We start from the raw sequence: 23,721 nt of genomic DNA, 5'->3' as shown, positions 1-23,721 counted from the left end.
GTTCCCCGCCTCGATGCGCTCCGAAGCCTCACAGGGCCATCACACTTCGCACATTCTGCACATTTTGCTGGCGCTTTACTGTTCCTTTGCCGTTCTCGGTGATCTCGGTGATCTCGGTGATCTCGGGGGAGATCGGGCGATGCGGGGCCGACGTCCTGGCACGGCGTCGCGCCCGCGGGCGGGACGCTCAGCCGGTCCGGCGCAGCAGCGCCAGGTACATCGCGTCCGTGCCGTGCAGATGCGGCCACAGCTGGACGTCGGGGCCGTCCCCCAGCGCCGGCACCCCGGGCATCAGCGGGCGAGCGTCGATCCACTCCGCCTCCACCGGCTCCCCGCCCCGGCCCTTGAGGACGTCCTCGACCACCACGCGGGTCTCCGCGAGATGCGGCGAGCAGGTCGCGTAGCCGACCACGCCGCCGACCCGTACGGCCTTCAACGCCTCGCGCAGCAGGCCTCGTTGGAGCGGGGCGAAGGCTTCGAGGTCCTCGGCCCGACGCCGCCAGCGGGACTCCGGACGACGCCGCAGAGCGCCCAGTCCGGAGCAGGGAACGTCCATCAGGATCCGGTCGAACGTGCCGGGCAGCCACGGCGGACGGGTGCCGTCCGCGGTGATCACCTGATAGGGGCCGGGGTTGCCTGCGAGCGCCCGCTCGACCAGCCGGGCGCGGTGCGGCTGCTTCTCGGCGGCGAGCAGGGCGGCCCCCCGCCCGGCGGCGATGGCGGCGAGCAGGGCGGCCTTGCCACCGGGGCCCGCGCAGCCGTCCAGCCAGCGGGTGTCGCGGCCCTCGACGGGTGCGGCGGCCAGGGCGGCGGCGACGAGCTGGCTGCCCTCGTCCTGGACGCCCGCCCGGCCCTCCTGAACGGCCTCCAGCGCGCCGGGCTCGCCGCCCTCGGCCATCCGGACCGCGTACGGCGACCAGCGGCCCGGCAGGGAGTTGTCCTCGCCGAGCGCCTCGGCCAGCTCATCGGTGGTGGAACGGCCGGGGCGGGCCGCCAGCGTCACCTCGGGCCGCTCGTTGTCGGCTTCCAGCAGGTCCTCGATGCCCGCCCGGCCGCCGCCCAGCGCGTCCCAGAGGGCGGAGACGATCCAGCGGGGGTGCGAGTGCACGACGGAGAGGTGGTCCTCGGCGTCCTCGTCGTACGGCGGGGCGACCTTCTCCACCCAGCCGTCGAGATCGTGCGCGGTGACCTTGCGCAGCACCGCGTTGACGAACTTCGCACGCCCCTCCCCCAGCACCACCCGGGCCAGCTCCACACTGGCGGAGACGGCCGCGTGCGTGGGGATACGGGTGCCGAGCAGCTGGTGGACGCCCATGTTCAGGACATCGAGGACCGGCGGGTCGACCTCGCGCAGCGGCCGGTCGACGCAGGCCGCCACGATCGCGTCGTACGTGCCCTGGCGGCGGAGCGTCCCGTAGACCAGCTCGGTCGCCAGCGCCGCGTCCCGGCCGTCGAAGTCGCCCTTGGCACGGGCCTTCTTCAGCAGCGGGGGCAGCACGAGGTTGGCGTACGCGTCACGCTCGTCCACGGCCCGGAGCGCCTCGAAGGCGAGGAAACGGACCGGGTCCTTCTGCGGACGGCGGTGGGGCTTGGCGGGACGGCGACGCGGCTGGTCGTTCACGTGAAAGGTGCTCCGCTGATGGTGAGAGGTGCGAACCCTCCCAGCGTACGTCGCCGTCCCCGGACGCCCGAACGGCAGCAGGAACCCTGGCCTGGTCCAGCGACGGACCGTTGGCATGGCCAGGGGGCGGGCAGAGCTGACGAACGAGGAGCGGGCACGGCCGAAGCCGCATCTGCCCATGCCAGGGCAGCGGGGCGGACGCCCACCGCCAACGACGCGGCAGGCGAGGTGGCGGGACCACGGGCTTCAGCAAGGCGGTCCACAAGCGCGGAAACCTACGTCCTCCACGGAGCCGGTCACGGTGGTCGCGGTACCCCATTGGATCCGTCCCTGACCCACTACGGGCCGCTCCAGTGATGAGCGCCGACTCGACGTCACGAACTATTGACCTCAACCAAGCTTCAGGTCAGACGATCTCCTGGAGAGGCCCGCAGGAAGCGGAGCTCGGGGATGAAGGGCAGGCCAATGGAGACAGCGACCGAATGGATCAAGAAGAACTCCCATGCGCTCGTCAACAGGAAGCCTGACGAGCCACTGGACGATCTGCGGCCGCTCGCCCCGCTCGTGCGCGACGCCAAGATCGTGGCGCTCGGAGCAGCTGCCCGGCAGACACGCGAACTGTCGGACGTGGCGCATCGCATCGTGCGGCTGCTGGTGGAAGAAGAGGGGTTCCGCTCCCTTGCCCTGGAGGGCGACGACCCCGTTCGCCTCGGCCTGGACGTCCATGTCGCCACCGGCGACGGAGACCCCCGTGCACTGCTGGGAAAGGCACGGTCGTTCTGGCAGACCGCCGAGATCCTCGATCTCGTCCACTGGATGCGGTCCTACAACAAGCGCCACCCGGGCGACCCGGTACGTTTCGCGCGGTTCCCCGCCGAACCGGCGCGGCACACAACACGGCTCGACGGTCTGGCCGAACTGGAACGCACGCTGGCCGACGGGGTGAGCTGGTGGCAGCAGCTCACCGGCGACAAGGTCGTCTACTGGGGTGGTACGGCGCACACCGCCATCGGCGCCCCTCGTAGCGTGTCCCCCTCCGAGCCCCTGGAGTCGCACCGGAACATGGGCGGCTACTTGCGTGAACGGCTGGGACGGGACTACCGGTCCGTGGGCCTGACCATGGGGCATGGTTCGATCGGCCGGCCACTGCCCGCTCCACGCCCGGATTTCGTCGACAGCCTGCTGCATACGGCCGCCGAGGACAGGGCGGGGTACGTCCTGGATCTGGGCACATCGCGACCCGAGCCGGTCCGCCGCCTCCTGGACGCCCCGACGCGCACGCGGTTGATCGGCCCGTTCTACGACCCCCGGGAAGACGGGGCCCACCACATGTCGGGCGGGTCGCTCGCGAGCTGGTTCGACGTCGTCGTCCACACGCAAGAGGTGACGCCGTCCCGGCCCTTGCCCTGAAGGCTGCCCGGCGGAGCACTCCGCGGACGTCGGCTCCGCCACGCGGATACGCGCTGATCCGCCGGACAGGACCCCCGACTCGAACGTCCCGGCCGCGTCCCGTCCCGGCCGCTCGGGGCGCTTTGCTACAGGCCGAGCAGCTCGCCGTGGACGATGCGGACGCCGCGCGCCCAGTCGGCGCCCTTCATCGGCTTCTTGCCCTGCGGCTGGACCCAGAGCAGCTCGACCGCGTGCGATCCGGTGCCCACGTACACGTTGTTCTTGGCGGCCGACAGCTCGCCGGGGGCCAGGTCGGTGCGGCCTGGGACCGGCGTGACCTGGATCAGCTTGAGCCTCTCGCCGCGGAACAGGGTCCAGGCGCCGGGGGCGGGGGTGCAGCCGCGCACCACCCGGTCGACCCGCAGGGCGGGCGCGGACCACTGGACCTGGGCGTCCTCGACGGTGATCTTCGGGGCCAGGGTGACGCCGTCGTGCGGCTGGGGCACGGCGTGCAGCGTGCCGTCCTCGATGCCGTCCATGGTGGCGGCGAGCAGCCCGGCGCCCGCGAAGGCGAGCCGGGTGAGCAGGTCGCCGCTGGTGTCGGTGGGGCGGACCTCCTCGGTGAGGACACCGTAGACCGGGCCGGAGTCCAGTCCCTCCTCGATCAGGAAGGTCGACGCGCCGGCCACCTCGTCCCCGGCCATCACCGCGTGCTGGACCGGCGCCGCGCCCCGCCAGGCGGGCAGCAGCGAGAAGTGCAGGTTGACCCAGCCCCGGGCGGGCACATCGAGGGCGGCCTTGGGCAGCAGGGCCCCGTAGGCGACGACCGGGCAGCAGTCCGGGGCGATCTCGCGCAGTCGGGCGAGGAACTCCTCGTCCCGGGGCTTCGCGGGCTTGAGCACCTCGATCCCGGCCTCCTCCGCCCGCTCGGCCACCGGACTCGCGACGAGCCGGCGGCCCCGCCCGGCGGGGGCGTCCGGGCGGGTCACGACGGCGGCCACCTCGTGGCGGCCGGAGGCGATCAGGGCGTCCAGTGCGGGGACGGCGACTTCGGGGGTGCCGGCGAAGACGAGCTTCATGGGTGGCTGACTGCCTCTCGGGCCAAGACGTACGGTGACGAGCAGCACACCAGTCTAGGGGTGTGCCCCTGATCGGGACCCGGTGGCTCCCTTGCGTGGGGGCGGCGACCGGGGGGCGTACGCGCGCCGCGCACGCCCCGTGCATATGCACATACGCCCCGATAGCGTGACCACATACCCGGCTCGGGCGTTGGTCAAAGGAGATTGACCGAAGCGGGCCGCCCCGATGCGGCCCGATCCCTTTCAACGCCGGTTCGAGAGGCTTCTTCATGGCCGACCACGCAACCCACGACGCCCAAGCGCGGGCCAGTCTGCATCTTCTGGTGCGGGACATCGAGCGGGTCCGGCGGCAGGTGGACGCGCTGCGCACCCTCACCGCCCAGCTGGGCAACGTCTACCGTCCGCGCCGCTCCGGCCCCTCCGCGGGCTTCGTCGTCTACGGCAGGGCCCCGGCCCCCACCGTCCGCCTCGCGCAGGAACTACGGGACAGCGTCGAGACGCTGGTCACGGCCGCGGTGGACTTCGACCGCTCCCTGGGCTTCTCCTGGGACGCGGTGGGCTCCGCCCTCGGCGTCACCAAGCAGGCCGTGCACCGCCGTTACGGAACGCGCCGGACCACGCCGCAGCCCACCGCCGAGACGGGCGGCGAGGCCGCGGCCGTGTCGCGCCCGGTCTCCGTCGGGCCCGGGCTCTCCGGTTCATCCGCCGGGGGGCCCGGCTCCCCGGTGCCCTCGGTCCCGGCGGCCCGCTCGATGCCGCCGCAGCCTCTCGCGGACCGGCCGGTCCGCGAGGAGCTGCGTCCCGGCGCCTTCCCGGGCCCCCGCAACGGCTGACCGGGCGCCGCCCCTCTGCCCCACCGTGCCGGTCGCACGGCGGGGCAGTCCCCTGTCCGGTGCCAGGGCTTGTCCGGGCCCAGGGCCTGTCCGGGGCCCGGAGCCTGTCCGGGCCCAGGGTCCCCGCAGGGGCATCCCCCGCGGTCTCAGCCGATGTCGGGCGGGTCGATCCTGATGCGCACCGGGTCGGTCGCCCCCTTGGCCATGCGGGCCGCGAGCGCCGTCTTCAGGGCGCGGGCGAGCGCCGCCCCCCGCCCCGGGACCACCCGGATCAGGGCCCGCTCCCAGTTCTCGCCCGGCGGGGCGTCCCCCGAGCGGCGGGGCCTGCCCGGCTCGGCCGACGGAATCGGCACCGGACCCAGGATCTCGGCCTCCGGCGGCAGCCCGGCGGTCCGGAGGAACGCGGCCAGGGCCTCGGCGGGACCGGTCGCCGAGGCCATCCGGGAGACCGGCGGGAAGCCCAGCTCGGCCCGCTCCGCCAGCTCCCGCCGGGCGAATCCCGCCGGGTCCCAGCGGACCAGCGCCTGCACCGCGCGCTCCGTCGGCTCGGCCACGATCACCACCGTGCCGCCCTCGTCCTGGCCCCGCACCAGCGCCCCCGCCGCCGTCCACCGGCGCAGCGCCTCCTCTCCCGCGCGCAGATCGGGCCGGCCCAGCATGGCCCAGCCGTCCAGGAGCAGGGCCGCCGCGTAGCCGCCTTCGGCCACGGGCTCCGCGCCGGGCGTGCTGACGACGAGGGCCGGGGCGTCGGGCACCGCGTCCAGGATGTGGTCGCGCCCGGAGGTGCGGACGGGCACGGCGGGGAAGGCCCTGCCCAGCTCCTCCGCCGTGCGGCGGGCGCCGACGATCTGGGCGCGCAGCCGGGTCGAGCCGCACTCCGCGCAGTGCCAGGCCCGCTCGGCCCGCCCGCACCAGGCGCAGTTCAGATCCTGCTGGTCCGGGGCCTGGAGGGGGCCCGCGCAGTGCCGGCAGCGGGCGGGGGTGCGGCAGCGTTCGCAGGCGAGGCGGGGGGCGTAACCCCGGCGGGGCACCTGGACCAGCACCGGACCGCTGCGCAGACCGTCGCGCACGGCCCCCCAGGCGAGGCTGGGCAGCCGGGCGGTGCGGGCGGCGCCGTCCCGGGCCAGCTCGCCGTCCCCGACCGTACGGATGAGGGGCGCGGCCAGGCGCAGCCGCTCACGGTCCGCGAGGAGCGGCAGCGCCCAGCCGCTCTCCACGAGCTGGGCGGCCTCGACCGTGCAGCTGGTCCCGCCGAGGAGAAAGCCGCAGCGGCCCTGTGCCGACCGCAGCTCCAGGACCTCGCGGACATGCGGGAAGGGGGCGTTGTCGTCGCTGTGGCTGGAGTCCCCGTCGTCCCAGACGACGACCAGGCCGAGGTCCTGGACGGGGGCGAACATGGCGGCCCTGGTCCCCACGACCGCCCGCACCGAGCCCCGGCGCACCGCGAGCCACTGCCGGTAGCGCTTCTCGGGGCCGGAGTCGGCGGTCAGCAGGGCGTGCCGGCCGGCGCCGAGCGCCTCGGTCAGGGCCGCGTCGACCCGTCCGGCGGCCCGTCCGTCCGGGACGACGACGAGCGCGCCGCGCCCGGAGGAGAGCGTCGCGGCGACGGCCCCCGCGATCTCGGCAGGCCAGTGCGGGCCCGGCAGGGCGGTCCACACCGCGCGCGGCGCGCCACCCTCGGCCAGCGCGCGCAGGAAGGCCGGGCCCTGGCCGTACCGCTCCCAGGTGCCCGGCTCCGGGGCGGGGGGCGGGGGCAGCGGGTCCGGGGAGGGCTTGGACTCGGCGCGGCCGTTGCGGGGCGGGACGGCGAGCTGGAGGACATCGGCGAGGCTGCCCGCGTACCGGTCGGCGACGGCGCGGCAGAGGGCGAGCAGGTCGGGCCCGAGGACCGGCTCCGGGGAGACCACGGAGGCGAGGGCGGCCAGCGCCCCCCGGTAGTCGGAGTCGGCGCGGCGCTCCACGATGAAGCCGTCGATCAGGCCGCCGCCCTCGCGCCGCCCGCCCTGGATATTGCGTCCTCCCGCCCCGAACCGGACCCGCACCCGGACGCCCGGCTGCGCGTCGGCGTCCAGCTCCTCGGGGACCGCGTAGTCGAAGTACTGGTCGAGGTGGAGAACGCCCTTGTTGACCAGGACGCGGGCGACGGGCAGCTCCTCGGCGAGCGCCGCGCCGCGCCAGGTACGCGGCTTGGCACGCGGCACCTTCGCCCGGCGCACGGTCTCCCGGATCAGCGCAAGCTGCTCCGGCGCCCCGGCACCGGGTTCGGCGGACTGCTCGTTCTCGCTGCTCACAGCTGAATTCCTACCAGAGAGCACTGACAGCGGCCGGGACACGGCAGCGGGGCCCGGACACCGCGTTCGGTGTCCGGGCCCCGCTGCCGTTCTCGATGACGCCCGCCCCGCTGTCGTACGCGGGCGGTCCCGCTACAGACCGGCGGCGGCGCGCAGGGCGTCCACGCGGTCGGTGCGCTCCCAGGTGAAGTCGGGGAGCTCGCGGCCGAAGTGGCCGTAGGCGGCGGTCTGGGCGTAGATGGGGCGGAGCAGGTCGAGGTCGCGGATGATCGCGGCCGGGCGGAGGTCGAAGACCTCGCCGATCGCGTTCTCGATCTTCTCGGTGTCGACCGCGGCGGTGCCGAAGGTCTCGACGAAGAGGCCGACGGGCTCGGCCTTGCCGATCGCGTAGGCGACCTGGACCTCGCAGCGCGCGGCGAGACCGGCGGCCACGACGTTCTTGGCGACCCAGCGCATCGCGTACGCGGCGGAACGGTCGACCTTGGACGGGTCCTTGCCCGAGAAGGCGCCGCCGCCGTGCCGGGCCATGCCGCCGTAGGTGTCGATGATGATCTTGCGGCCGGTCAGGCCGGCGTCGCCCATCGGGCCGCCGATCTCGAAGCGGCCGGTCGGGTTCACCAGCAGGCGGTAGCCGTCGGTGTCCAGCTTGATGCCGTCCTCGACGAGCTGCGCGAGGACGTGCTCGACGACGAACTCGCGGATGTCGGGCGCGAGCAGCGAGTCCAGGTCGATGTCGGAGGCGTGCTGCGAGGAGACGACCACCGTGTCCAGCCGGACCGCCTTGTCACCGTCGTACTCGATGGTGACCTGGGTCTTGCCGTCAGGGCGCAGGTAGGGGATGGTCCCGTTCTTGCGCACCTCGGACAGCCGCCGGGAGAGGCGGTGCGCGACGTGGATCGGGAGCGGCATCAGCTCCGGGGTCTCGTCGCAGGCGTAGCCGAACATCAGGCCCTGATCGCCCGCGCCCTGCTTGTCGAGCTCGTCCTCATCCCCCTCGACCCGCTTCTCGTACGCGGTGTCGACGCCCTGCGCGATGTCCGGCGACTGCGCGCCGATCGACACCGAGACGCCACAGGAAGCACCGTCGAAGCCCTTTTTGGAGGAGTCGTAACCGATCTCCAGAACCTTGTTGCGCACGAGGTTGGGGATGTCGGCGTAGGCCTTGGTGGTGACCTCGCCCGCGACATGCACCAGACCGGTGGTGATCAAGGTCTCGACGGCGACGCGCGAGGAGGGGTCCTCGCGGAGGAGCGCGTCGAGAATCGTGTCGCTGATCTGGTCAGCGATCTTGTCGGGGTGACCCTCGGTGACGGATTCCGAGGTGAAGAGACGGCGGGACACATCGCTCCCTGGGGTTGCAGCGGCTGCTGGCTGATCATGGGTGGCACGACCGAGAGCTGCGCTCGGCGCGTACCGTCGGCCAGTTTATCGGTCGCATCGGGCCACCGGGGCAGGTGTCTCGCCCTTTGGGAGGTTCGTGACGTGCGCCACACAGGGAACCAGTAGGACAATCCACCCTCCCCGACCCATGTTTCAGGCCTTATGGGATGATTTCGCCCGCCCGGAGGGTTGATCGTGAATCGGCCGGAACCTGCCCGAAACCAGATCCCAGACGGTGTCGGCGAGCGCTTCCTTGGGGCCGTACGGCACCGGCGTCTCCTGGCCGTCGGCGGCGAGGACGACCGCTTCGCTCTCCTCGGCGCCGAAGGTCTTGCGCTCCCCCACCTCGTTGACCACGAGGAGGTCGCAGCCCTTGCGGTGGAGCTTCGCACGGCCGTTGACCAGCACGTCGTCGGTCTCGGCGGCGAACCCGACGACGATCTGATCCGGGCGGGCCCGCTCGCCGGCGACCTCGGCGAGGATGTCGGGGTTACGGACCAGAGTGACGACGGGCGCCTCCTCGCCGTCCTTCTTCTTGATCTTGCCGGAGGCGTACGCGGCAGGACGGAAGTCGGCCACCGCGGCCGCCATCACGATGACGTCCGCACCGGGGGCGGCCTTCAGCACGGCCTCGCGCAGCTGGACGGCCGTGCCGACGCGGAGGACATCGGCCCCGGCCGGGTCGGGCAGCCCGGTGTTGGCCTCGATCAGCGTGACCCGCGCCCCCCGGGCCACCGCGGTGCGCGCCAGCGCGTACCCCTGCTTGCCGGAGGAGCGGTTGCCCAGGAAACGCACCGGGTCGAGCGGTTCGCGCGTGCCGCCGGCGCTGATCACCACATGGCGGCCCGCGAGGTCGGGCTCGGTGACCCCGCGCGCCAGCACCCGGCGGCAGACCTCGAAGATCTCACCGGGGTCGGGGAGCCGGCCCTTGCCGGTGTCGACCCCGGTGAGCCGCCCGACGGCGGGCTCGATGACGACGGCTCCCCGGCGGCGCAGGGTGGCGACGTTCTCCTGGGTGGCCGGGTGCTCCCACATCTCGGTGTGCATCGCGGGGGCGAAGACCACCGGACAGCGGGCGGTCAGCAGCGTGTTGGTGAGCAGGTCGTCGGCGAGCCCGTGGGCGGCCTTGGCCAGCATGTCCGCGGTGGCCGGGGCGACCACCACCAGGTCGGCGCCCTGCCCGATCCGCACGTGCGGGACCTCGTGGACGTCCTGCCAGACCTCGTCGGAGACCGGGTGGCCGGAGAGCGCCGACCAGGTGGCGGCCCCCACGAAGTGCAGCGACGCGGCGGTCGGGACGACCCGTACGTCGTGGCCGGACTCGGTCAGCCGGCGCAGCAGCTCGCACGCCTTGTAGGCGGCGATGCCCCCGCTGACCCCCAGGACGACCTTCGGCTTGTCCACTGCGTCTCCCCGCACTCGGCAACGTAAGGCAACGTATGCGCCCCATACGTACGCCTCCCATGCTGCCTCACCGCGCAGACCGGGTTCATCCGGCCCCGGACACGGGTTCATCCGGCCCCGGACACGCCTCAGGCCCGGCGGACGGGCCGCCGGGCCTGAGGTGAGGTGCCGTGGTGCTCCTGCGTTACTGCGCGGGGCCCTCGATGGCCTCGGAGGTCAGCAGGCCCGCGTTGATCTCGCGGAGTGCGATCGAGAGCGGCTTCTCGTGCACGTGGGTGTCGACGAGCGGACCGACGTACTCCAGGAGGCCTTCACCGAGCTGCGAGTAGTACGCGTTGATCTGGCGGGCGCGCTTGGCCGCGTAGATCACCAGGCTGTACTTCGAGTCGGTGGCTTCGAGGAGCTCATCAATCGGCGGGTTGATGATGCCCTCGGGCGTGGTGATGGAAGAGGACACTCTCTGCCTTCCGAAGGGGATGTAGATCAAAGATCAAAACGATCCGAAACGATCGCGGAGATCTAGGCCTGAAGCATCAACGTTAGCAGCTCACGCGCGACGTCCTCGACGGAGGTGTTGACGAGCGTCGTATCGAACTCGGCCTCGGCGGCCAGTTCGATCTTCGCGGCGGCGAGCCGGCGCTCGATGACCTCGGGGGCCTCGGTGCCCCGGCCGGTGAGCCGGCGCACCAACTCCTCCCAGCTCGGCGGGGCCAGGAAGACCAGGCGCGCGTCGGACATCGACTGGCGGACCAGCCGGGCGCCCTGGAGGTCGATCTCCAGCAGGACCGGTTCGCCGGCCTCCAGTCGGTCGAGCACGGCGCGCCGGGGCGTGCCGTAGCGGTTGCCCGCGAACTCGGCCCACTCCAGCAGTTCACCGTTGGCGACGAGCTTGTCGAACTCCTCGTCGTCCACGAAGAAGTAGTGCACACCGTTGCGCTCCCCGGGGCGTGGCTTGCGTGTCGTCGCCGACACGGAGAGCCAGACCTCGGGGTGCACGGTGCGCATATGAGCGACGACCGTGCTCTTGCCGACCCCGGAGGGGCCGGAGAGCACGGTCAGCCGCGGACGTACGTCCGGGGGTACGGGGGACGTCCCCCGGGATGTTGCAGCCATGGGGCGATTATCCCCGTTCTCAGGAGTGCCTGAGAACGTCAGGCGGGGCTGCCGCCGAACTCACGCTCCAAGGACGCGATCTGATTGGAGCCAAGACCCCTGACCCGGCGGCTCTCGGAGATGCCGAGACGCTCCATGATCTGCTTGGCGCGGACCTTGCCGACGCCCGGCAGGGATTCGAGCAGTGCGGAGACCTTCATCTTCCCGATGACGTCGTTCTCCTGGCCCTGCTTGATGACCTCATGGAGGGAAGCGCCGGAGTGCTTGAGTCGATTCTTGACCTCGGCCCGCTCCCGGCGAGCCGCGGCGGCCTTTTCGAGCGCGGCTGCGCGCTGTTCAGGGGTAAGGGGCGGAAGAGCCACGCCTACGTCACCTCGGATGTCGATCTGTCGGATACGGACCGGCGGGGAAGCTGGACGCCACCCACCAGGTGAGCGGAGAACACACTGTGCTCGGCCGCTCTCGACGGAGACTAGCGGCAAGGGCCGCTGTAGTCAGCGAGAACAGACGAAAAGTCCTGGTCAGCTGTGGCCGACCAGGATTTTCGCGACATATCGACCAGGTTTCCCGTCAGTATTTCGTCAACACGCTGTAAACGTGTCAGGGTCAGCTGCCGGATACGGCCCCGCGGACCTCGTCCGCGAACCGCTCGGCGGCTTCGCGCAGCCCGGAGACGTCCGGGCCGTGGAGCAGCACGCCCCGGCTCACGCTGGGGACCACGTTGCCCACCGCGTCGCCGAACACCGCCGGAAGATCCGCCGGGGTCGCGCCCTGGGCGCCGATGCCGGGCGCGAGGAGCGGCCCGTTGATCGCCAGGTTGACCCCGGCGTCGCCGAGCGTCGCGCCGACCACCGCGCCGACCGAGCCGAGCGGGAGGGCCCCGGCGTTCTCGGCGGCCATGTGGTCGAGCATCAGCTGGGCGAGCGAGCGGCCGTCGGCCGCCGTGGCCCGCTGGACCTCGGCGCCCTCCGGGTTGGAGGTGAGGGCGAGAACGAAGACGCCCGCGCCGGAGACTGCGGCGGCGTCGAGCGCCGGGCGCAGCGAGCCGAAGCCCAGGTACGGGGAGAGCGTGACCGCGTCGGAGAAGAGCGGGGAGTCCTTGTCCAGGTAGGTCGCCGCGTAGGCGCCCATGGTGGAGCCGATGTCGCCACGCTTGGCGTCCATCAGGACGAGCGCCCCGGCGGCGCGTGCTTCCTCGACGGCCTTCTCCAGGACGGCGACGCCGCGCGATCCGAAGCGCTCGAAGAACGCGGACTGCGGCTTGAGGACGGCGACCCGGTCGGCCAGCGCCTCCACGACGGTCCGGGTGAAGCGCTCCAGGCCGGCGATGTCGTCGTCGAGGCCCCAGGAGGTGAGCAGGGAGGCGTGCGGGTCGATGCCGACGCAGAGCGGCCCGCGGGTGTCCATGGCACGGCGCAGGCGGGCGCCGAAGGGTTCGGGCGTCACAGGGCGGCCTTCTTCCGGGTCTCGGCGCCGACGGCCTCGGCGAGGGTGGCGTACGGGGAGGTGGCGAGCCGGGCGGCGAGGCCCTTGTGGATCGCGCGGGCGTAGCAGGGACCTTCGTAGATGAAGGCGCTGTAGCCCTGGACGAGGGTGGCTCCGGCGAGGATGCGCTGCCAGGCGTCCTCGGCGTTCTCGACGCCCCCGACGCCCACCAGCGTGATCCGGTCCCCCACGCGGGCGTACAGACGGCTCAGGACCTCCAGTGAGCGCTCCTTGAGGGGCGCGCCGGACAGTCCGCCGGTCTCCCCCACCAGGCCGGGGGCCGACTTCAGGCCCAGACCCTCCCGCGCGATGGTGGTGTTGGTGGCGATGATGCCGTCCAGGCCCAGCTCCACGGCGAGGTCGGCGACGGCGTCGACGTCCTCGTCCGCGAGGTCCGGGGCGATCTTGACGAGCAGCGGGACGCGCCGGGTGGTGACGGTGCGGTCGGCGGCCTCGCGCACGGCGGTGAGCAGCGGGCGCAGCGACTCGGTGGCCTGGAGGTTGCGCAGGCCGGGGGTGTTGGGCGAGGAGACGTTGACGACCAGGTAGTCGGCGTGGCCGGCCAGCGCCTCGGTGGACTTCACGTAGTCGGCGGCGGCCTCGGCCTCCGGGACGGCCTTGGTCTTGCCGATGTTGACGCCGACCGTGGTGCGGAAGACGGGGTTGCGGGCGGCCAAGCGGGCGGCGACGGCGGCGGAGCCCTCGTTGTTGAAGCCCATGCGGTTGATCAGCGCGCGGTCCGCGACCAGCCGGAAGAGGCGCTTCTTGGGGTTGCCCGGCTGCGGTTCGCCGGTGACGGTGCCGATCTCGATGTGGTCGAAGCCGAGCATCGCCATGCCGTCGATCGCGACGGCGTTCTTGTCGAAGCCGGCGGCGAGGCCGAAGGGACCGTGCATCCGCAGGCCGAGGGCCTCGGTGCGCAGCTCCTTGTAGCGCGGGGCGAGGGTGGCCGCGACGAAGGTGCGCAGGACGGGGATGCGGGCGGCGAGGCGGATCCAGCGGAAGGCGGCGTAGTGGGCCCTCTCGGGATCCATCCGCTTGAAGACCAGCCGGAAGAAGAGCTCGTACATGAAGAGATGTCCTTGGTGCTCGGTGTGCTCGACAGGGCTCGCGAGGAGTCGACAGGGCTCACAGAGAGGGGGACACCGTTTCCGGTGTCCCCCTCTCCGGGCCGCTAGTCGCGGGCCGCGATCAAGTGTTCCGCGTGTTCCTGGAGGGAACGGACCCCGACGCCACCGTGGTTGAGGGCGTCGATGCCCTGGACCGCGGCGGCGAGCGCCTGGACCGTGGTCAGGCACGGTACGGAGCGGGCGACGGCCGCGGTGCGGATCTCGTAGCCGTCGAGCCGTCCGCCGGTGCCGTACGGCGTGTTGACGATGAGGTCGACCTCGCCGTCGTGGATGAGCTGGACGATCGTCTTCTCGCCGTTCGGGCCGGTGCCCTCGGACTGCTTGCGCACGACGGTGGCGTTGATGCCGTTGCGCTTGAGGACCTCGGCCGTGCCGGAGGTGGCCATCAGCTCGAAGCCGTGGGCGACCAGCTCGCGGGCCGGGAAGATCATGGAGCGCTTGTCGCGGTTGGCGACCGAGATGAACGCGCGGCCCTTCGTGGGCAGCGGGCCGTAGGCGCCGGCCTGCGACTTGGCGTACGCCGTGCCGAAGACCGAGTCGATGCCCATGACCTCGCCGGTGGAGCGCATCTCCGGGCCGAGGACCGTGTCGACGCCCCGGCCGTGGATGTCGCGGAAGCGCGACCACGGCATCACGGCCTCCTTGACGGAGATCGGCGCGTCCAGCGGCAGGGTGCCGCCGTCGCCGGTCTTCGGCAGCAGACCCTCCGCGCGCAGCTCGGCGATGGTCGCGCCCAGCGAGATGCGGGCGGCGGCCTTGGCGAGCGGCACGGCGGTCGCCTTCGAGGTGAAGGGGACCGTGCGGGAGGCGCGCGGGTTGGCCTCCAGGACGTAGAGGATGTCGCCGGAGAGCGCGAACTGGATGTTGATCAGTCCGAGGACGCCGACGCCCTTGGCGATGGACTCGGTGGAGGCGCGCAGCCGCTTGATGTCGAAGCCGCCGAGCGTGATCGGGGGCAGGGCGCAGGCCGAGTCGCCGGAGTGGATGCCGGCCTCCTCGATGTGCTCCATGACGCCGCCGAGGTACAGCTCGGTGCCGTCGTAGAGGGCGTCCACGTCGATCTCGATGGCGTCGTCGAGGAAGCGGTCGACCAGGACCGGCCGGGTGGGGCTGATCTCGGTGGACTCGGAGATGTACGAGGCGAGGCGCGTCTCGTCGTACACGATCTCCATGCCGCGCCCGCCGAGCACGTAGCTCGGGCGGACCAGGACCGGGTAGCCGATCTCGTCGGCGATGGCCTTGGCCTCGCCGAAGGTGGTGGCCGTGCCGTGCTTGGGCGCGGGCAGTCCGGCCTCGGCCAGGACCCGGCCGAAGGCGCCCCGGTCCTCGGCGGCGTGGATGGCCTCCGGGGAGGTGCCGACGACGGGCACGCCGTTGTCCTTGAGCGCCTGCGCGAGGCCGAGCGGGGTCTGGCCGCCGAGCTGCACGATGACACCGGCGATCGGGCCCGCCAGCGACTCGGCGTGCACGATCTCCAGGACGTCCTCCAGGGTGAGCGGCTCGAAGTAGAGCCGGTCGGAGGTGTCGTAGTCGGTGGAGACGGTCTCCGGGTTGCAGTTGACCATGACGGTCTCGTAGCCCGCGTCGCTCAGGGCGAAGGAGGCGTGCACACAGGAGTAGTCGAACTCGATGCCCTGGCCGATGCGGTTGGGGCCCGAGCCGAGGATGATCACGGCCGGCTTGGTGCGGCTCGCGACCTCGCTCTCCTCGTCGTAGGAGGAGTAGAAGTACGGCGTGTTCGCGGCGAACTCGGCGGCGCAGGTGTCGACCGTCTTGTAGACCGGGCGGATGCCGAGCGCGTGCCGGACCTCGCGGACGACGTCCTCGCGCAGCCCGCGGATCTCGCCGATCTGGGCGTCGGAGAAGCCGTGCCGCTTGGCCTCGGCGATCAGGTCGGCGTCCAGGCGCTCCGCGGAGGCCAGCTCGTCGGCGATCTCCTTGATCAGGAAGAGCTGGTCGACGAACCAGGGGTCGATCTTCGTGGCGTCGAAGACCTCCTCCTGGGTGGCTCCGGCCCGGATCGCCTGCATGACGGTGTTGATGCGGCCATCGGTGGGGCGGACCGCCTCGGCCAGCAGCTCGGCCTTGTCACCGATGGGGCCGGTGAAGGCGAACTGCGAGCCCTTCTTCTCCAGGGAGCGCAGGGCCTTCTGGAGGGCCTCGGTGAAGTTCCGGCCGATCGCCATGGCCTCGCCCACCGACTTCATGGTGGTGGTGAGGGTGGAGTCGGCGGAGGGGAACTTCTCGAAGGCAAAGCGCGGGGCCTTGACGACGACGTAGTCGAGGGTCGGCTCGAAGGAGGCCGGCGTCTTCTCGGTGATGTCGTTGGGGATCTCGTCCAGGGTGTAGCCGACGGCCAGCTTGGCCGCGATCTTGGCGATCGGGAAGCCGGTGGCCTTGGAGGCGAGCGCCGAGGAGCGGGAGACGCGCGGGTTCATCTCGATGACGATGACCCGGCCGTCGGCGGGGTCGATGGCGAACTGGATGTTGCAGCCGCCGGTGTCGACGCCGACCTCGCGGATGATCGCGATGCCGACGTCGCGCAGCCGCTGGTACTCGCGGTCGGTGAGCGTCATCGAGGGGGCGACGGTGATGGAGTCGCCGGTGTGGACGCCCATCGGGTCGAAGTTCTCGATGGAGCAGACGACCACGACGTTGTCGTGTCTGTCGCGCATCAGCTCCAGCTCGTACTCCTTCCAGCCGAGGATGGACTCCTCCAGGAGCACCTCGGTGGTCGGGGAGAGCGTGAGGCCCTGTCCGGCGATGCGGCGCAGCTCCTCCTCGTCGTGGGCGAAGCCGGAGCCGGCGCCGCCCATGGTGAAGGAGGGCCGGACGACGACGGGGTAGCCGCCGAGGGTGTCGACGCCGGCGATGACGTCGTCCATGGTGTGACAGATGACGGAGCGGGCGGACTCGCCGTAGCCGATCTTCTCCTTGACGGCCGCGACGACGCCCTTGAAGAGGTCGCGGTCCTCGCCCTTGTTGATCGCCTCGACGTTGGCGCCGATGAGCTCGACGCCGTACTTCTCCAGAACGCCGTTCTCGTGCATGGAGATCGCGGTGTTCAGCGCGGTCTGGCCGCCGAGGGTGGGCAGGAGCGCGTCGGGGCGCTCCTTGGCGATGATCTTCTCGACGAACTCGGGGGTGATCGGCTCGACGTAGGTGGCGTCGGCGATCTCCGGGTCGGTCATGATCGTCGCCGGGTTGGAGTTCACCAGGATGACGCGCAGGCCCTCGGCCTTGAGGACGCGGCAGGCCTGGGTGCCGGAGTAGTCGAACTCGGCGGCCTGGCCGATGACGATCGGACCGGAGCCGATGACCAGGACGGACTGGATATCGGAGCGCTTAGGCACGCTGGCCCTCCATCAGGGTGGTGAAACGGTCGAAGAGGTACGCGGCGTCGTGCGGGCCCGCGGCCGCCTCGGGGTGGTACTGGACGCTGAAGGCGGGCCGGTCCAGGAGCTGGAGGCCCTCGACCACCTGGTCGTTCAGGCAGACGTGGGAGACCTTGGCCCGGCCGAACTCCGTGTCGGAGACCTTGTCCAGCGGGGCGTCGACGGCGAAGCCGTGGTTGTGCGCGGTGACCTCGACCTTGCCGGTGGTGCGGTCCTGCACCGGCTGGTTGATGCCGCGGTGGCCGTACTTCAGCTTGTAGGTGCCGAAGCCGAGCGCGCGGCCGAGGATCTGGTTGCCGAAGCAGATGCCGAAGAGCGGCGTGGAGCGCTCCAGTACGCCGCGCATGAGGGCGACCGGGTGGTCGGCGGTGGACGGGTCGCCGGGGCCGTTGGAGAAGAAGACGCCGTCGGGGTTGACGGCGTACACCTCGTCCAGGGTGGCGGTGGCGGGCAGCACGTGCACCTCGATGCCGCGTTGGGCCATCCGGTGGGGGGTCATGCCCTTGATGCCGAGGTCGATCGCGGCGACGGTGAACTTCTTCGTGCCGATCGCGGGGACGACGTAGGCCTCCTTGGTGGCGACCTCGGCGGAGAGGTCGGCGCCGGTCATCTCGGGGGCCTGGCGGACCTTGGCGAGGAGGGCCCCCTCGTCGGGGATGCCCGCGGCGGAGCCGCTGATGAGCGCAGGGCCGGAGAAGATCCCGACGCGCATCGCGCCGCGCTCGCGCAGGTGGCGGGTGAGGGCGCGGGTGTCGACGCCGCTGATACCGACGACGCCCTGCGCCACCAGTTCCTCGTCCAGCGAGCGCTGGGAGCGCCAGTTGGAGGGCTTGCGGGCGGGGTCGCGGACGACGTAGCCGGAGACCCAGATGCGAGCGGACTCGGGGTCCTCGTCGTTCACGCCGGTGTTGCCGACGTGCGGGGACGTCATGACGACGACCTGGCGGTGGTACGAGGGGTCGGTCAGCGTTTCCTGGTAGCCGGTCATGCCGGTGGAGAACACCGCTTCGCCGAAGGTCTCCCCCACGGCCCCGTAGGCGCGGCCGCGGAAGGCGCGACCGTCCTCCAGGACGAGTACGGCGGGGGTGTGGGCCCCCCGGGTGGAGATCGTCATCGTGCGGTGCCTTCCGTAGTGGTGCTGGTGAGTTCCGTGGCGGCCGGTGCGCCGGTGAGCCGGCTGACGGCGTCGACCCAGGCCTGGTGCTCGGCGGCGTGGTCGGAGCGGAAGCCGGAGTCGATCAGCGTCTCGCCGTGCGCCCAGGTGATGATCAGCAGGCCGCCCTCGGGGAGGACCTTGCCCGCGAGCGCCTTGTCGAGGCGGGCCTCGCGCAGGGCGTCGGCCGGGATGAAGAAGTCGGCCGCCCCGGGGCGTACGACGTCGAGGCCGCGGGCGGTGAGCGTGAGCTCGGTGCGGCTGCGGGTGCCGAGGCCGTGCGCGACGATCCGGTCGAGCCACTGCCCGGCGGTGGTGGAGGCGTGGTAGCGCCCCTGAAGCGTCAGCAGCGTCTCGTCGTCGGCGAAGTCCTCGGGGGCGGCCGGGAGCTCCGGCAGGTCGGACTGGAGGCTGGCGCGCCACTTCCAGCCCTGGCGCATCAGCCAGTAGACGAGGGCGATGAAGACGAACAGGCCGACCACCCAGGCGATGCGGGCGGCCCAGTCCGTCACTTCCGCCGACTTCTGCTCGGCGGCCAGGTGGTACAGGGGGGTCAGAGTTGTCACGCGAGCTTCCCGTCGACGACCGTGGCACGGCCCCGCAGGAAGGTATGGGTGACGCGGCCCGGCAGCTCACGGCCCTCGTAGGGGGTGTTGCGGCTGCGGGACGCGAAGCCCGCGGGGTCCACGGCTCCACGGTATGCCGGATCGACCAGAGTGAGGTTGGCGGGCTCACCCGCCGAGACGGGGCGGCCGTGTCCTTCGAGCCGGCCGATGGCCGCGGGGCGGAAGGACATGCGGTCCGCGACGCCCGCCCAGTCCATCAGGCCGGTGTCCACCATCGTCTGCTGGACGACCGGGAGCGCGGTCTCCAGGCCCACCATGCCCATGGCGGCCGCGGCCCACTCGCAGTCCTTGTCCTCGTGCGGGTGCGGGGCGTGGTCGGTGGCGACGCAGTCGATCGTGCCGTCGGCGAGCGCCTCGCGCAGGGCCAGGACGTCGGCCTCGGTGCGCAGCGGCGGGTTCACCTTGTAGACCGGGTTGTAGGTGCGGACCAGCTCGTCGGTGAGGAGGAGGTGGTGCGGGGTGACCTCGGCGGTGACGTTCCAGCCCTTGGACTTGGCCCAGCGGACGATCTCCACGGAGCCGGCCGTGGAGAGGTGGCAGATGTGGACGCGGGAGCCGACGTGGGCGGCGAGGAGGACGTCGCGGGCGATGATCGACTCCTCGGCGACGGCGGGCCAGCCGCCGAGCCCGAGTTCGGCGGAGACGATGCCCTCGTTCATCTGGGCGCCCTCGGTGAGGCGGGGCTCCTGGGCGTGCTGGGCGACGACGCCGTCGAAGGCCTTCACGTACTCCAGGGCGCGGCGCATGATCACCGCGTCGTCGACGCACTTGCCGTCGTCGGAGAAGACCTTCACCCCGGCGGCGGAGTCGTGCATCGCGCCGAGCTCGGCGAGCTGCTTGCCCTCCAGGCCGACGGTGACGGCGCCCACGGGCTGCACGTCGCAGTAGCCGGACTCCTTGCCGAGGCGCCAGACCTGCTCGACGACGCCGGCGGTGTCGGCGACGGGGAAGGTGTTGGCCATGGCGTGCACGGCGGTGAAGCCGCCGACGGCCGCGGCCTTGGTGCCGGTGAGGACGGTCTCGGAGTCCTCGCGGCCGGGCTCGCGCAGATGGGTGTGCAGGTCGACCAGGCCGGGCAGCAGGATCTGCCCCTCGGCCTCGATGACGGTGGCGCCGGCGGCGTCGAGGCCGGTGCCGACCTCGGTGACGGTCTCGCCGTCGATCAGGACGTCCCTGGGCTCGCCGCCGAGGATCCGCGCACCGCGGATAAGGATCTTGCTCATGGTTACTTGTTCTCCTCGGTACGGGCGGGGGCGGCGGACAGTGCGGTGTCGGAGCCGCCGAGCAGCAGATAGAGCACGGCCATGCGGATGGAGACGCCGTTGGCGACCTGCTCGACGACCGTGCAGCGGTCGGAGTCGGCGACCTCGGCGGTGATCTCCATGCCGCGGACCATCGGGCCGGGGTGCATGACGATGGCGTGTCCGGGCATCTTCGCCATGCGCTCGCCGTCCAGGCCGTAGCGGCGGGAGTACTCGCGCTCGGTCGGGAAGTACGCGGCGTTCATCCGTTCACGCTGCACACGCAGCATCATCACCGCATCGGACTTCGCCAGCACGTCGTCGAGGCTGTAGCTGACGTCGCAGGGCCACTTCTCGACGCCGACGGGCACCAGGGTGGGCGGAGCCACCAGGGTGACGTGCGCGCCGAGCGTGGTGAGCAGGTGGACGTTGGAGCGGGCGACGCGGCTGTGCAGGATGTCGCCGACGATCGTGATGCGGCGGCCGTCCAGGTCGCGGCCGAGCCCGGTGTCGGCGCCGACGAGCCGGCGGCGCATCGTGAAGGCGTCCAACAGTGCCTGGGTGGGGTGTTCGTGGGTGCCGTCGCCGGCGTTGACCACGGCCCCGTCGATCCAGCCGGAGGTGGCGAGCCGGTAGGGGGCTCCGGAGGCGCCGTGCCGGATGACGACGGCGTCGGCGCCCATCGCCTCCAGGGTCAGCGCGGTGTCCTTCAGGGACTCGCCCTTGGAGACGGAGGAGCCCTTGGCGGAGAAGTTGATGACGTCGGCGGACAGCCGTTTGGCGGCCGCCTCGAAGGAGATGCGGGTGCGGGTCGAGTCCTCGAAGAAGAGGTTGACGACGGTACGGCCGCGCAGGGTGGGGAGCTTCTTGATCGGCCGGTCCGCGACCCGGGCCATCTCCTCGGCGGTGTCGAGGATCAGGACGGCGTCGTCGCGGGTGAGGTCGGCGGCCGAGATGAGGTGACGCTTCATCTGGGGGTTCTCCGGGTTGCTGGAGGGAGTTTCAGGCATGCGGGCACGCGGGAGCGGCCGTACGTCCCCGAAAGGGCGTACGGGAGGACTCGGGCTACCGCGTGTCCGCGGGGGTGGCCTGCTTGACGCCCAGCAGCACGGCGTCGCGGCCGTCCTCCTCGGCGAGCTGGACCTTGACCGTCTCCCGCAGCGACGTGGGGAGGTTCTTGCCGACGTAGTCCGCGCGGATCGGGAGCTCCCGGTGGCCACGGTCGACGAGGACCGCGAGCTGCACCGCGCGGGGGCGGCCGATGTCGCCGAGCGCGTCGAGGGCGGCGCGGATCGTGCGGCCGGAGAAGAGCACGTCGTCGACCAGGACGACCAGGCTGCCCTCGATCCCCTCGCCGGGGATGTCGGTACGGGCCAGGGCGCGCGCCGGGCGCATCCTCAGGTCGTCGCGGTACATGGTGATGTCGAGCGATCCGACCGGCGTCTTCCGGCCGGTGATCTCCTGGAGTTTCTCGGCCAGCCGACGGGCGAGGAAGACGCCTCGGGTCGGGATGCCGAGCAGCACCACGTCGTCGGCACCCTTGGCGCGTTCGACGATCTCGTGGGCGATACGGGTCAGAACACGGGCGATGTCGGGGGCCTCAAGAACGGGGCGTGCCGCGTTGCCGGTGTCGTCGTGCTGTGCGTCCATAAGAAACGGACCTCCTTCTCCGCCTCACGGGACGGATCGTTAAAGGACGTCGAAATTGCGTCATCCACGCTACCAGGGCTTGCGCCCGGCCCTGGCCCCACCCCCGGGAGGTACCGGTCCGGACCATTCGGCTTGACGCATCCAAGTAACGCTGCGTAACCTCACAGTGAGTTACCAGCCACGCGGCGGAGCCGCACACTGTTCCAGCGTCCGGGGAGCCATATGTCCAGCGAATACGCAAAACAACTCGGGGCCAAACTCCGTGCCATCCGCACCCAGCAGGGCCTTTCCCTCCACGGCGTGGAGGAGAAGTCCCAGGGTCGCTGGAAGGCCGTCGTGGTCGGTTCGTACGAGCGCGGCGACCGTGCCGTGACCGTACAGCGCCTCGCCGAGCTGGCGGATTTCTACGGGGTCCCGGTGCAGGAGCTGCTGCCCGGTACGACGCCGGGCGGGGCCGCGGAGCCGCCGCCGAAGCTCGTCCTGGACCTGGAGCGCCTCGCCCACGTCCCGCCGGAGAAGGCCGGTCCGCTGCAGCGCTACGCGGCGACCATCCAGAGCCAGCGCGGTGACTACAACGGCAAGGTGCTCTCGATCCGCCAGGACGACCTGCGCACGCTCGCCGTCATCTACGACCAGTCGCCTTCCGTCCTCACGGAGCAGCTCATCAGCTGGGGCGTGCTGGACGCGGACGCGCGTCGCGCGGTCTCCCACGACGAGGGCTGAGCGAGCGGGGCGGGACCCCACAGCAGAAACGTGCCGCCGGGTGGGCGGGGACCTTCGGGCTCCCGCCCTCCCGGCGTTTCTGTTCCCGGCCCGTGCCCCGGGTCCATCCGACCCGGCGCGGGGTTCTCGGGTACGACGAAGGGGCCCGCGGTCGGCTGACCGCGGGCCCCTTCGTGGTGTGTGCGACCGAACCGCCGCGGCCGGGGCTACTGCTCCCGGCGGAGGTTCGGCTTGAGGTCCTTGAAACGGGCCAGCAGGCCGTTCACGAAGGACGGGGAGTCATCGGTGGAGAACTCCTTGGCGAGCTGGACGGCCTCGTCGATCACCACGGCGTCCGGGGTCTCGTCCATCCAGATCAGCTCGTACGCGCCGAGCCGTAGGATGCTCCGGTCGACGACCGGCATGCGGTCGATCTCCCAGTCCACGGCGTAGGTGACGATGAGGTCGTCGATCCGGTCCGCGTACTGCGCGTACCCCTCGACGAGCTCCATCGTGAACTCACCGACCGGCGGCTGACGGTCGTCGGTCCGCGAGAGCCGAACCCAGTCCGCGAGGACGCTCTGCACGGACTCACCGCGCTGGTCGGCCTCGAAGAGGATCTGGAAGGCGCGCTTGCGGGCCTTGTTCCGGGCAGCCACGGTTAGCTGTTCACCCGGCCGAGGTAGTCGCCCGAGCGGGTGTCGACCTTGATCTTCTCGCCGGTGCTGATGAAGAGCGGCACGCCGATCTCGTAGTCCGTCTCCAGCGTGGCGGGCTTGGTGCCGCCGGTGGAGCGGTCGCCCTGGACGCCCGGGTCGGTGTGCTTGACGGTGAGCTCGACGGCGGCCGGCAGCTCGACGTAGAGCACCTCGCCCTCGTGCTGGGCGACGGAGGCGGTGAAGCCCTCGATCAGGAAGTTGGCGGCGTCGCCGACGGCCTTGCGTTCGACCATGAGCTGGTCGTAGGTGCTCATGTCCATGAAGACGAAGTACTCGCCGTCCATGTACGAGAACTGCATGTCGCGGCGGTCAATGGTGGCCGTCTCGACCTTCACGCCGGCGTTGAACGTCTTGTCGACAACCTTGCCGGAGAGCACGTTCTTGAGCTTGGTGCGCACGAAGGCGGGGCCCTTGCCGGGCTTGACGTGCTGGAACTCGACGACGGACCAGAGCTGGCCTCCGTCGAGCTTGAGCACCAGGCCGTTCTTGAGGTCGTTCGTGGAAGCCACG

Annotated in this window: 21 protein-coding genes; 3 read left to right on the top strand and 18 right to left on the bottom strand. The window is 71.6% G+C overall.

Annotated features, from left to right (window positions below):
* Window positions 1–187 precede the first annotated feature (187 nt).
* On the bottom strand, window positions 188–1,621 hold the full coding sequence (locus tag AB0F29_RS09775; protein WP_361869416.1) for a transcription antitermination factor NusB: 1,434 nt from the start codon (window positions 1,619–1,621) through the stop codon (window positions 188–190).
* 465 nt (window positions 1,622–2,086) lie between these two features.
* On the opposite strand from AB0F29_RS09775, the gene AB0F29_RS09770 reads away from it, so the two are divergent.
* The gene (locus tag AB0F29_RS09770; RefSeq protein WP_361869414.1) at window positions 2,087–3,031 is read left to right on the top strand and encodes an erythromycin esterase family protein; all 945 of its coding nucleotides are present in this window, start codon (window positions 2,087–2,089) and stop codon (window positions 3,029–3,031) included.
* Between the two features lie 125 nt (window positions 3,032–3,156).
* Here the strand turns inward: AB0F29_RS09770 and fmt are convergent, their stop codons facing one another.
* Window positions 3,157–4,089 (bottom strand): methionyl-tRNA formyltransferase, encoded by a 933-nt coding sequence (gene fmt / locus AB0F29_RS09765; protein ID WP_361869412.1) that lies wholly within the window; start codon window positions 4,087–4,089, stop codon window positions 3,157–3,159.
* A 269-nt stretch (window positions 4,090–4,358) separates the two neighbouring features.
* Between fmt and AB0F29_RS09760 the strand changes: the two genes are divergently transcribed.
* Window positions 4,359–4,922: a hypothetical protein gene (locus AB0F29_RS09760; protein WP_018960544.1), complete on the top strand. Its 564-nt coding sequence runs from the start codon at window positions 4,359–4,361 to the stop codon at window positions 4,920–4,922.
* Between the two features lie 146 nt (window positions 4,923–5,068).
* Here AB0F29_RS09760 and AB0F29_RS09755 read toward each other — a convergent pair whose 3' ends face one another.
* The 14 genes from AB0F29_RS09755 to pyrR all read right to left on the bottom strand — a co-directional run bounded on the left by AB0F29_RS09755 (window position 5,069) and on the right by pyrR (window position 21,790).
* Complete coding sequence (locus AB0F29_RS09755) at window positions 5,069–7,213, bottom strand: primosomal protein N' (RefSeq protein ID WP_361869409.1); 2,145 nt, start codon at window positions 7,211–7,213, stop codon at window positions 5,069–5,071.
* A 132-nt stretch (window positions 7,214–7,345) separates the two neighbouring features.
* On the bottom strand, window positions 7,346–8,554 hold the full coding sequence (gene metK / locus AB0F29_RS09750; protein ID WP_361869407.1) for a methionine adenosyltransferase: 1,209 nt from the start codon (window positions 8,552–8,554) through the stop codon (window positions 7,346–7,348).
* Between the two features lie 192 nt (window positions 8,555–8,746).
* A complete protein-coding gene (gene coaBC / locus AB0F29_RS09745; protein WP_361869405.1) occupies window positions 8,747–9,997 on the bottom strand; it encodes a bifunctional phosphopantothenoylcysteine decarboxylase/phosphopantothenate--cysteine ligase CoaBC in 1,251 nt (416 codons plus the stop codon).
* A gap of 184 nt (window positions 9,998–10,181) precedes the next feature.
* Window positions 10,182–10,454: a DNA-directed RNA polymerase subunit omega gene (rpoZ, locus tag AB0F29_RS09740; protein ID WP_003970369.1), complete on the bottom strand. Its 273-nt coding sequence runs from the start codon at window positions 10,452–10,454 to the stop codon at window positions 10,182–10,184.
* Between the two features lie 62 nt (window positions 10,455–10,516).
* Window positions 10,517–11,110, bottom strand: coding sequence for a guanylate kinase (gene gmk / locus AB0F29_RS09735; RefSeq protein WP_026290991.1), 594 nt, complete (start codon window positions 11,108–11,110; stop codon window positions 10,517–10,519).
* A 38-nt stretch (window positions 11,111–11,148) separates the two neighbouring features.
* The gene (locus AB0F29_RS09730) at window positions 11,149–11,472 is read right to left on the bottom strand and encodes an integration host factor (protein WP_003970367.1); all 324 of its coding nucleotides are present in this window, start codon (window positions 11,470–11,472) and stop codon (window positions 11,149–11,151) included.
* Window positions 11,473–11,716: 244 nt separating this feature from the next.
* On the bottom strand, window positions 11,717–12,556 hold the full coding sequence (pyrF, locus tag AB0F29_RS09725; protein WP_361869401.1) for an orotidine-5'-phosphate decarboxylase: 840 nt from the start codon (window positions 12,554–12,556) through the stop codon (window positions 11,717–11,719).
* Window positions 12,553–13,665, bottom strand: coding sequence for a quinone-dependent dihydroorotate dehydrogenase (locus tag AB0F29_RS09720; protein WP_361869399.1), 1,113 nt, complete (start codon window positions 13,663–13,665; stop codon window positions 12,553–12,555). The genes pyrF and AB0F29_RS09720 overlap by 4 nt, the downstream gene beginning before the upstream one ends.
* 104 nt (window positions 13,666–13,769) lie before the next feature.
* A complete protein-coding gene (gene carB / locus AB0F29_RS09715) occupies window positions 13,770–17,078 on the bottom strand; it encodes a carbamoyl-phosphate synthase large subunit (protein WP_361869397.1) in 3,309 nt (1,102 codons plus the stop codon).
* A complete protein-coding gene (gene carA, locus AB0F29_RS09710) occupies window positions 17,071–18,234 on the bottom strand; it encodes a glutamine-hydrolyzing carbamoyl-phosphate synthase small subunit (protein ID WP_361869395.1) in 1,164 nt (387 codons plus the stop codon). Before carA ends, carB begins: the two co-directional genes overlap by 8 nt.
* Window positions 18,231–18,839 carry a hypothetical protein gene (locus AB0F29_RS09705; protein ID WP_361869392.1) on the bottom strand — a complete coding sequence of 203 codons (609 nt, stop codon included), beginning with the start codon at window positions 18,837–18,839 and terminating at the stop codon, window positions 18,231–18,233. The genes carA and AB0F29_RS09705 overlap by 4 nt, the downstream gene beginning before the upstream one ends.
* Complete coding sequence (locus AB0F29_RS09700; protein WP_018960534.1) at window positions 18,836–20,122, bottom strand: dihydroorotase; 1,287 nt, start codon at window positions 20,120–20,122, stop codon at window positions 18,836–18,838. The genes AB0F29_RS09705 and AB0F29_RS09700 overlap by 4 nt, the downstream gene beginning before the upstream one ends.
* Window positions 20,123–20,124: 2 nt before the next feature.
* Window positions 20,125–21,111, bottom strand: coding sequence for an aspartate carbamoyltransferase catalytic subunit (locus AB0F29_RS09695; protein WP_018960533.1), 987 nt, complete (start codon window positions 21,109–21,111; stop codon window positions 20,125–20,127).
* Window positions 21,112–21,205: 94 nt separating this feature from the next.
* Window positions 21,206–21,790, bottom strand: coding sequence for a bifunctional pyr operon transcriptional regulator/uracil phosphoribosyltransferase PyrR (pyrR, locus tag AB0F29_RS09690; RefSeq protein WP_361869389.1), 585 nt, complete (start codon window positions 21,788–21,790; stop codon window positions 21,206–21,208).
* A gap of 222 nt (window positions 21,791–22,012) precedes the next feature.
* Here pyrR and bldD point away from each other — a divergent pair, with 222 nt between their 5' ends.
* Window positions 22,013–22,513: a transcriptional regulator BldD gene (gene bldD, locus AB0F29_RS09685; protein WP_003970358.1), complete on the top strand. Its 501-nt coding sequence runs from the start codon at window positions 22,013–22,015 to the stop codon at window positions 22,511–22,513.
* Between the two features lie 206 nt (window positions 22,514–22,719).
* Here the strand turns inward: bldD and nusB are convergent, their stop codons facing one another.
* Both nusB and efp read right to left on the bottom strand, forming a co-directional pair.
* Window positions 22,720–23,151 (bottom strand): transcription antitermination factor NusB, encoded by a 432-nt coding sequence (gene nusB / locus AB0F29_RS09680; protein WP_007453233.1) that lies wholly within the window; start codon window positions 23,149–23,151, stop codon window positions 22,720–22,722.
* Window positions 23,152–23,153: 2 nt separating this feature from the next.
* The gene (efp, locus tag AB0F29_RS09675; protein ID WP_018960530.1) at window positions 23,154–23,720 is read right to left on the bottom strand and encodes an elongation factor P; all 567 of its coding nucleotides are present in this window, start codon (window positions 23,718–23,720) and stop codon (window positions 23,154–23,156) included.
* Window position 23,721: the final 1 nt, after the last annotated feature.

The sequence above is a fragment of the Streptomyces sp. NPDC026589 genome (assembly GCF_040638385.1).
Taxonomy (GTDB): Bacteria; Actinomycetota; Actinomycetes; order Streptomycetales; family Streptomycetaceae; genus Streptomyces.
Note: the sequence above shows the minus strand (reverse complement) of the source record. Positions and strands in the feature narration are given on the sequence as shown.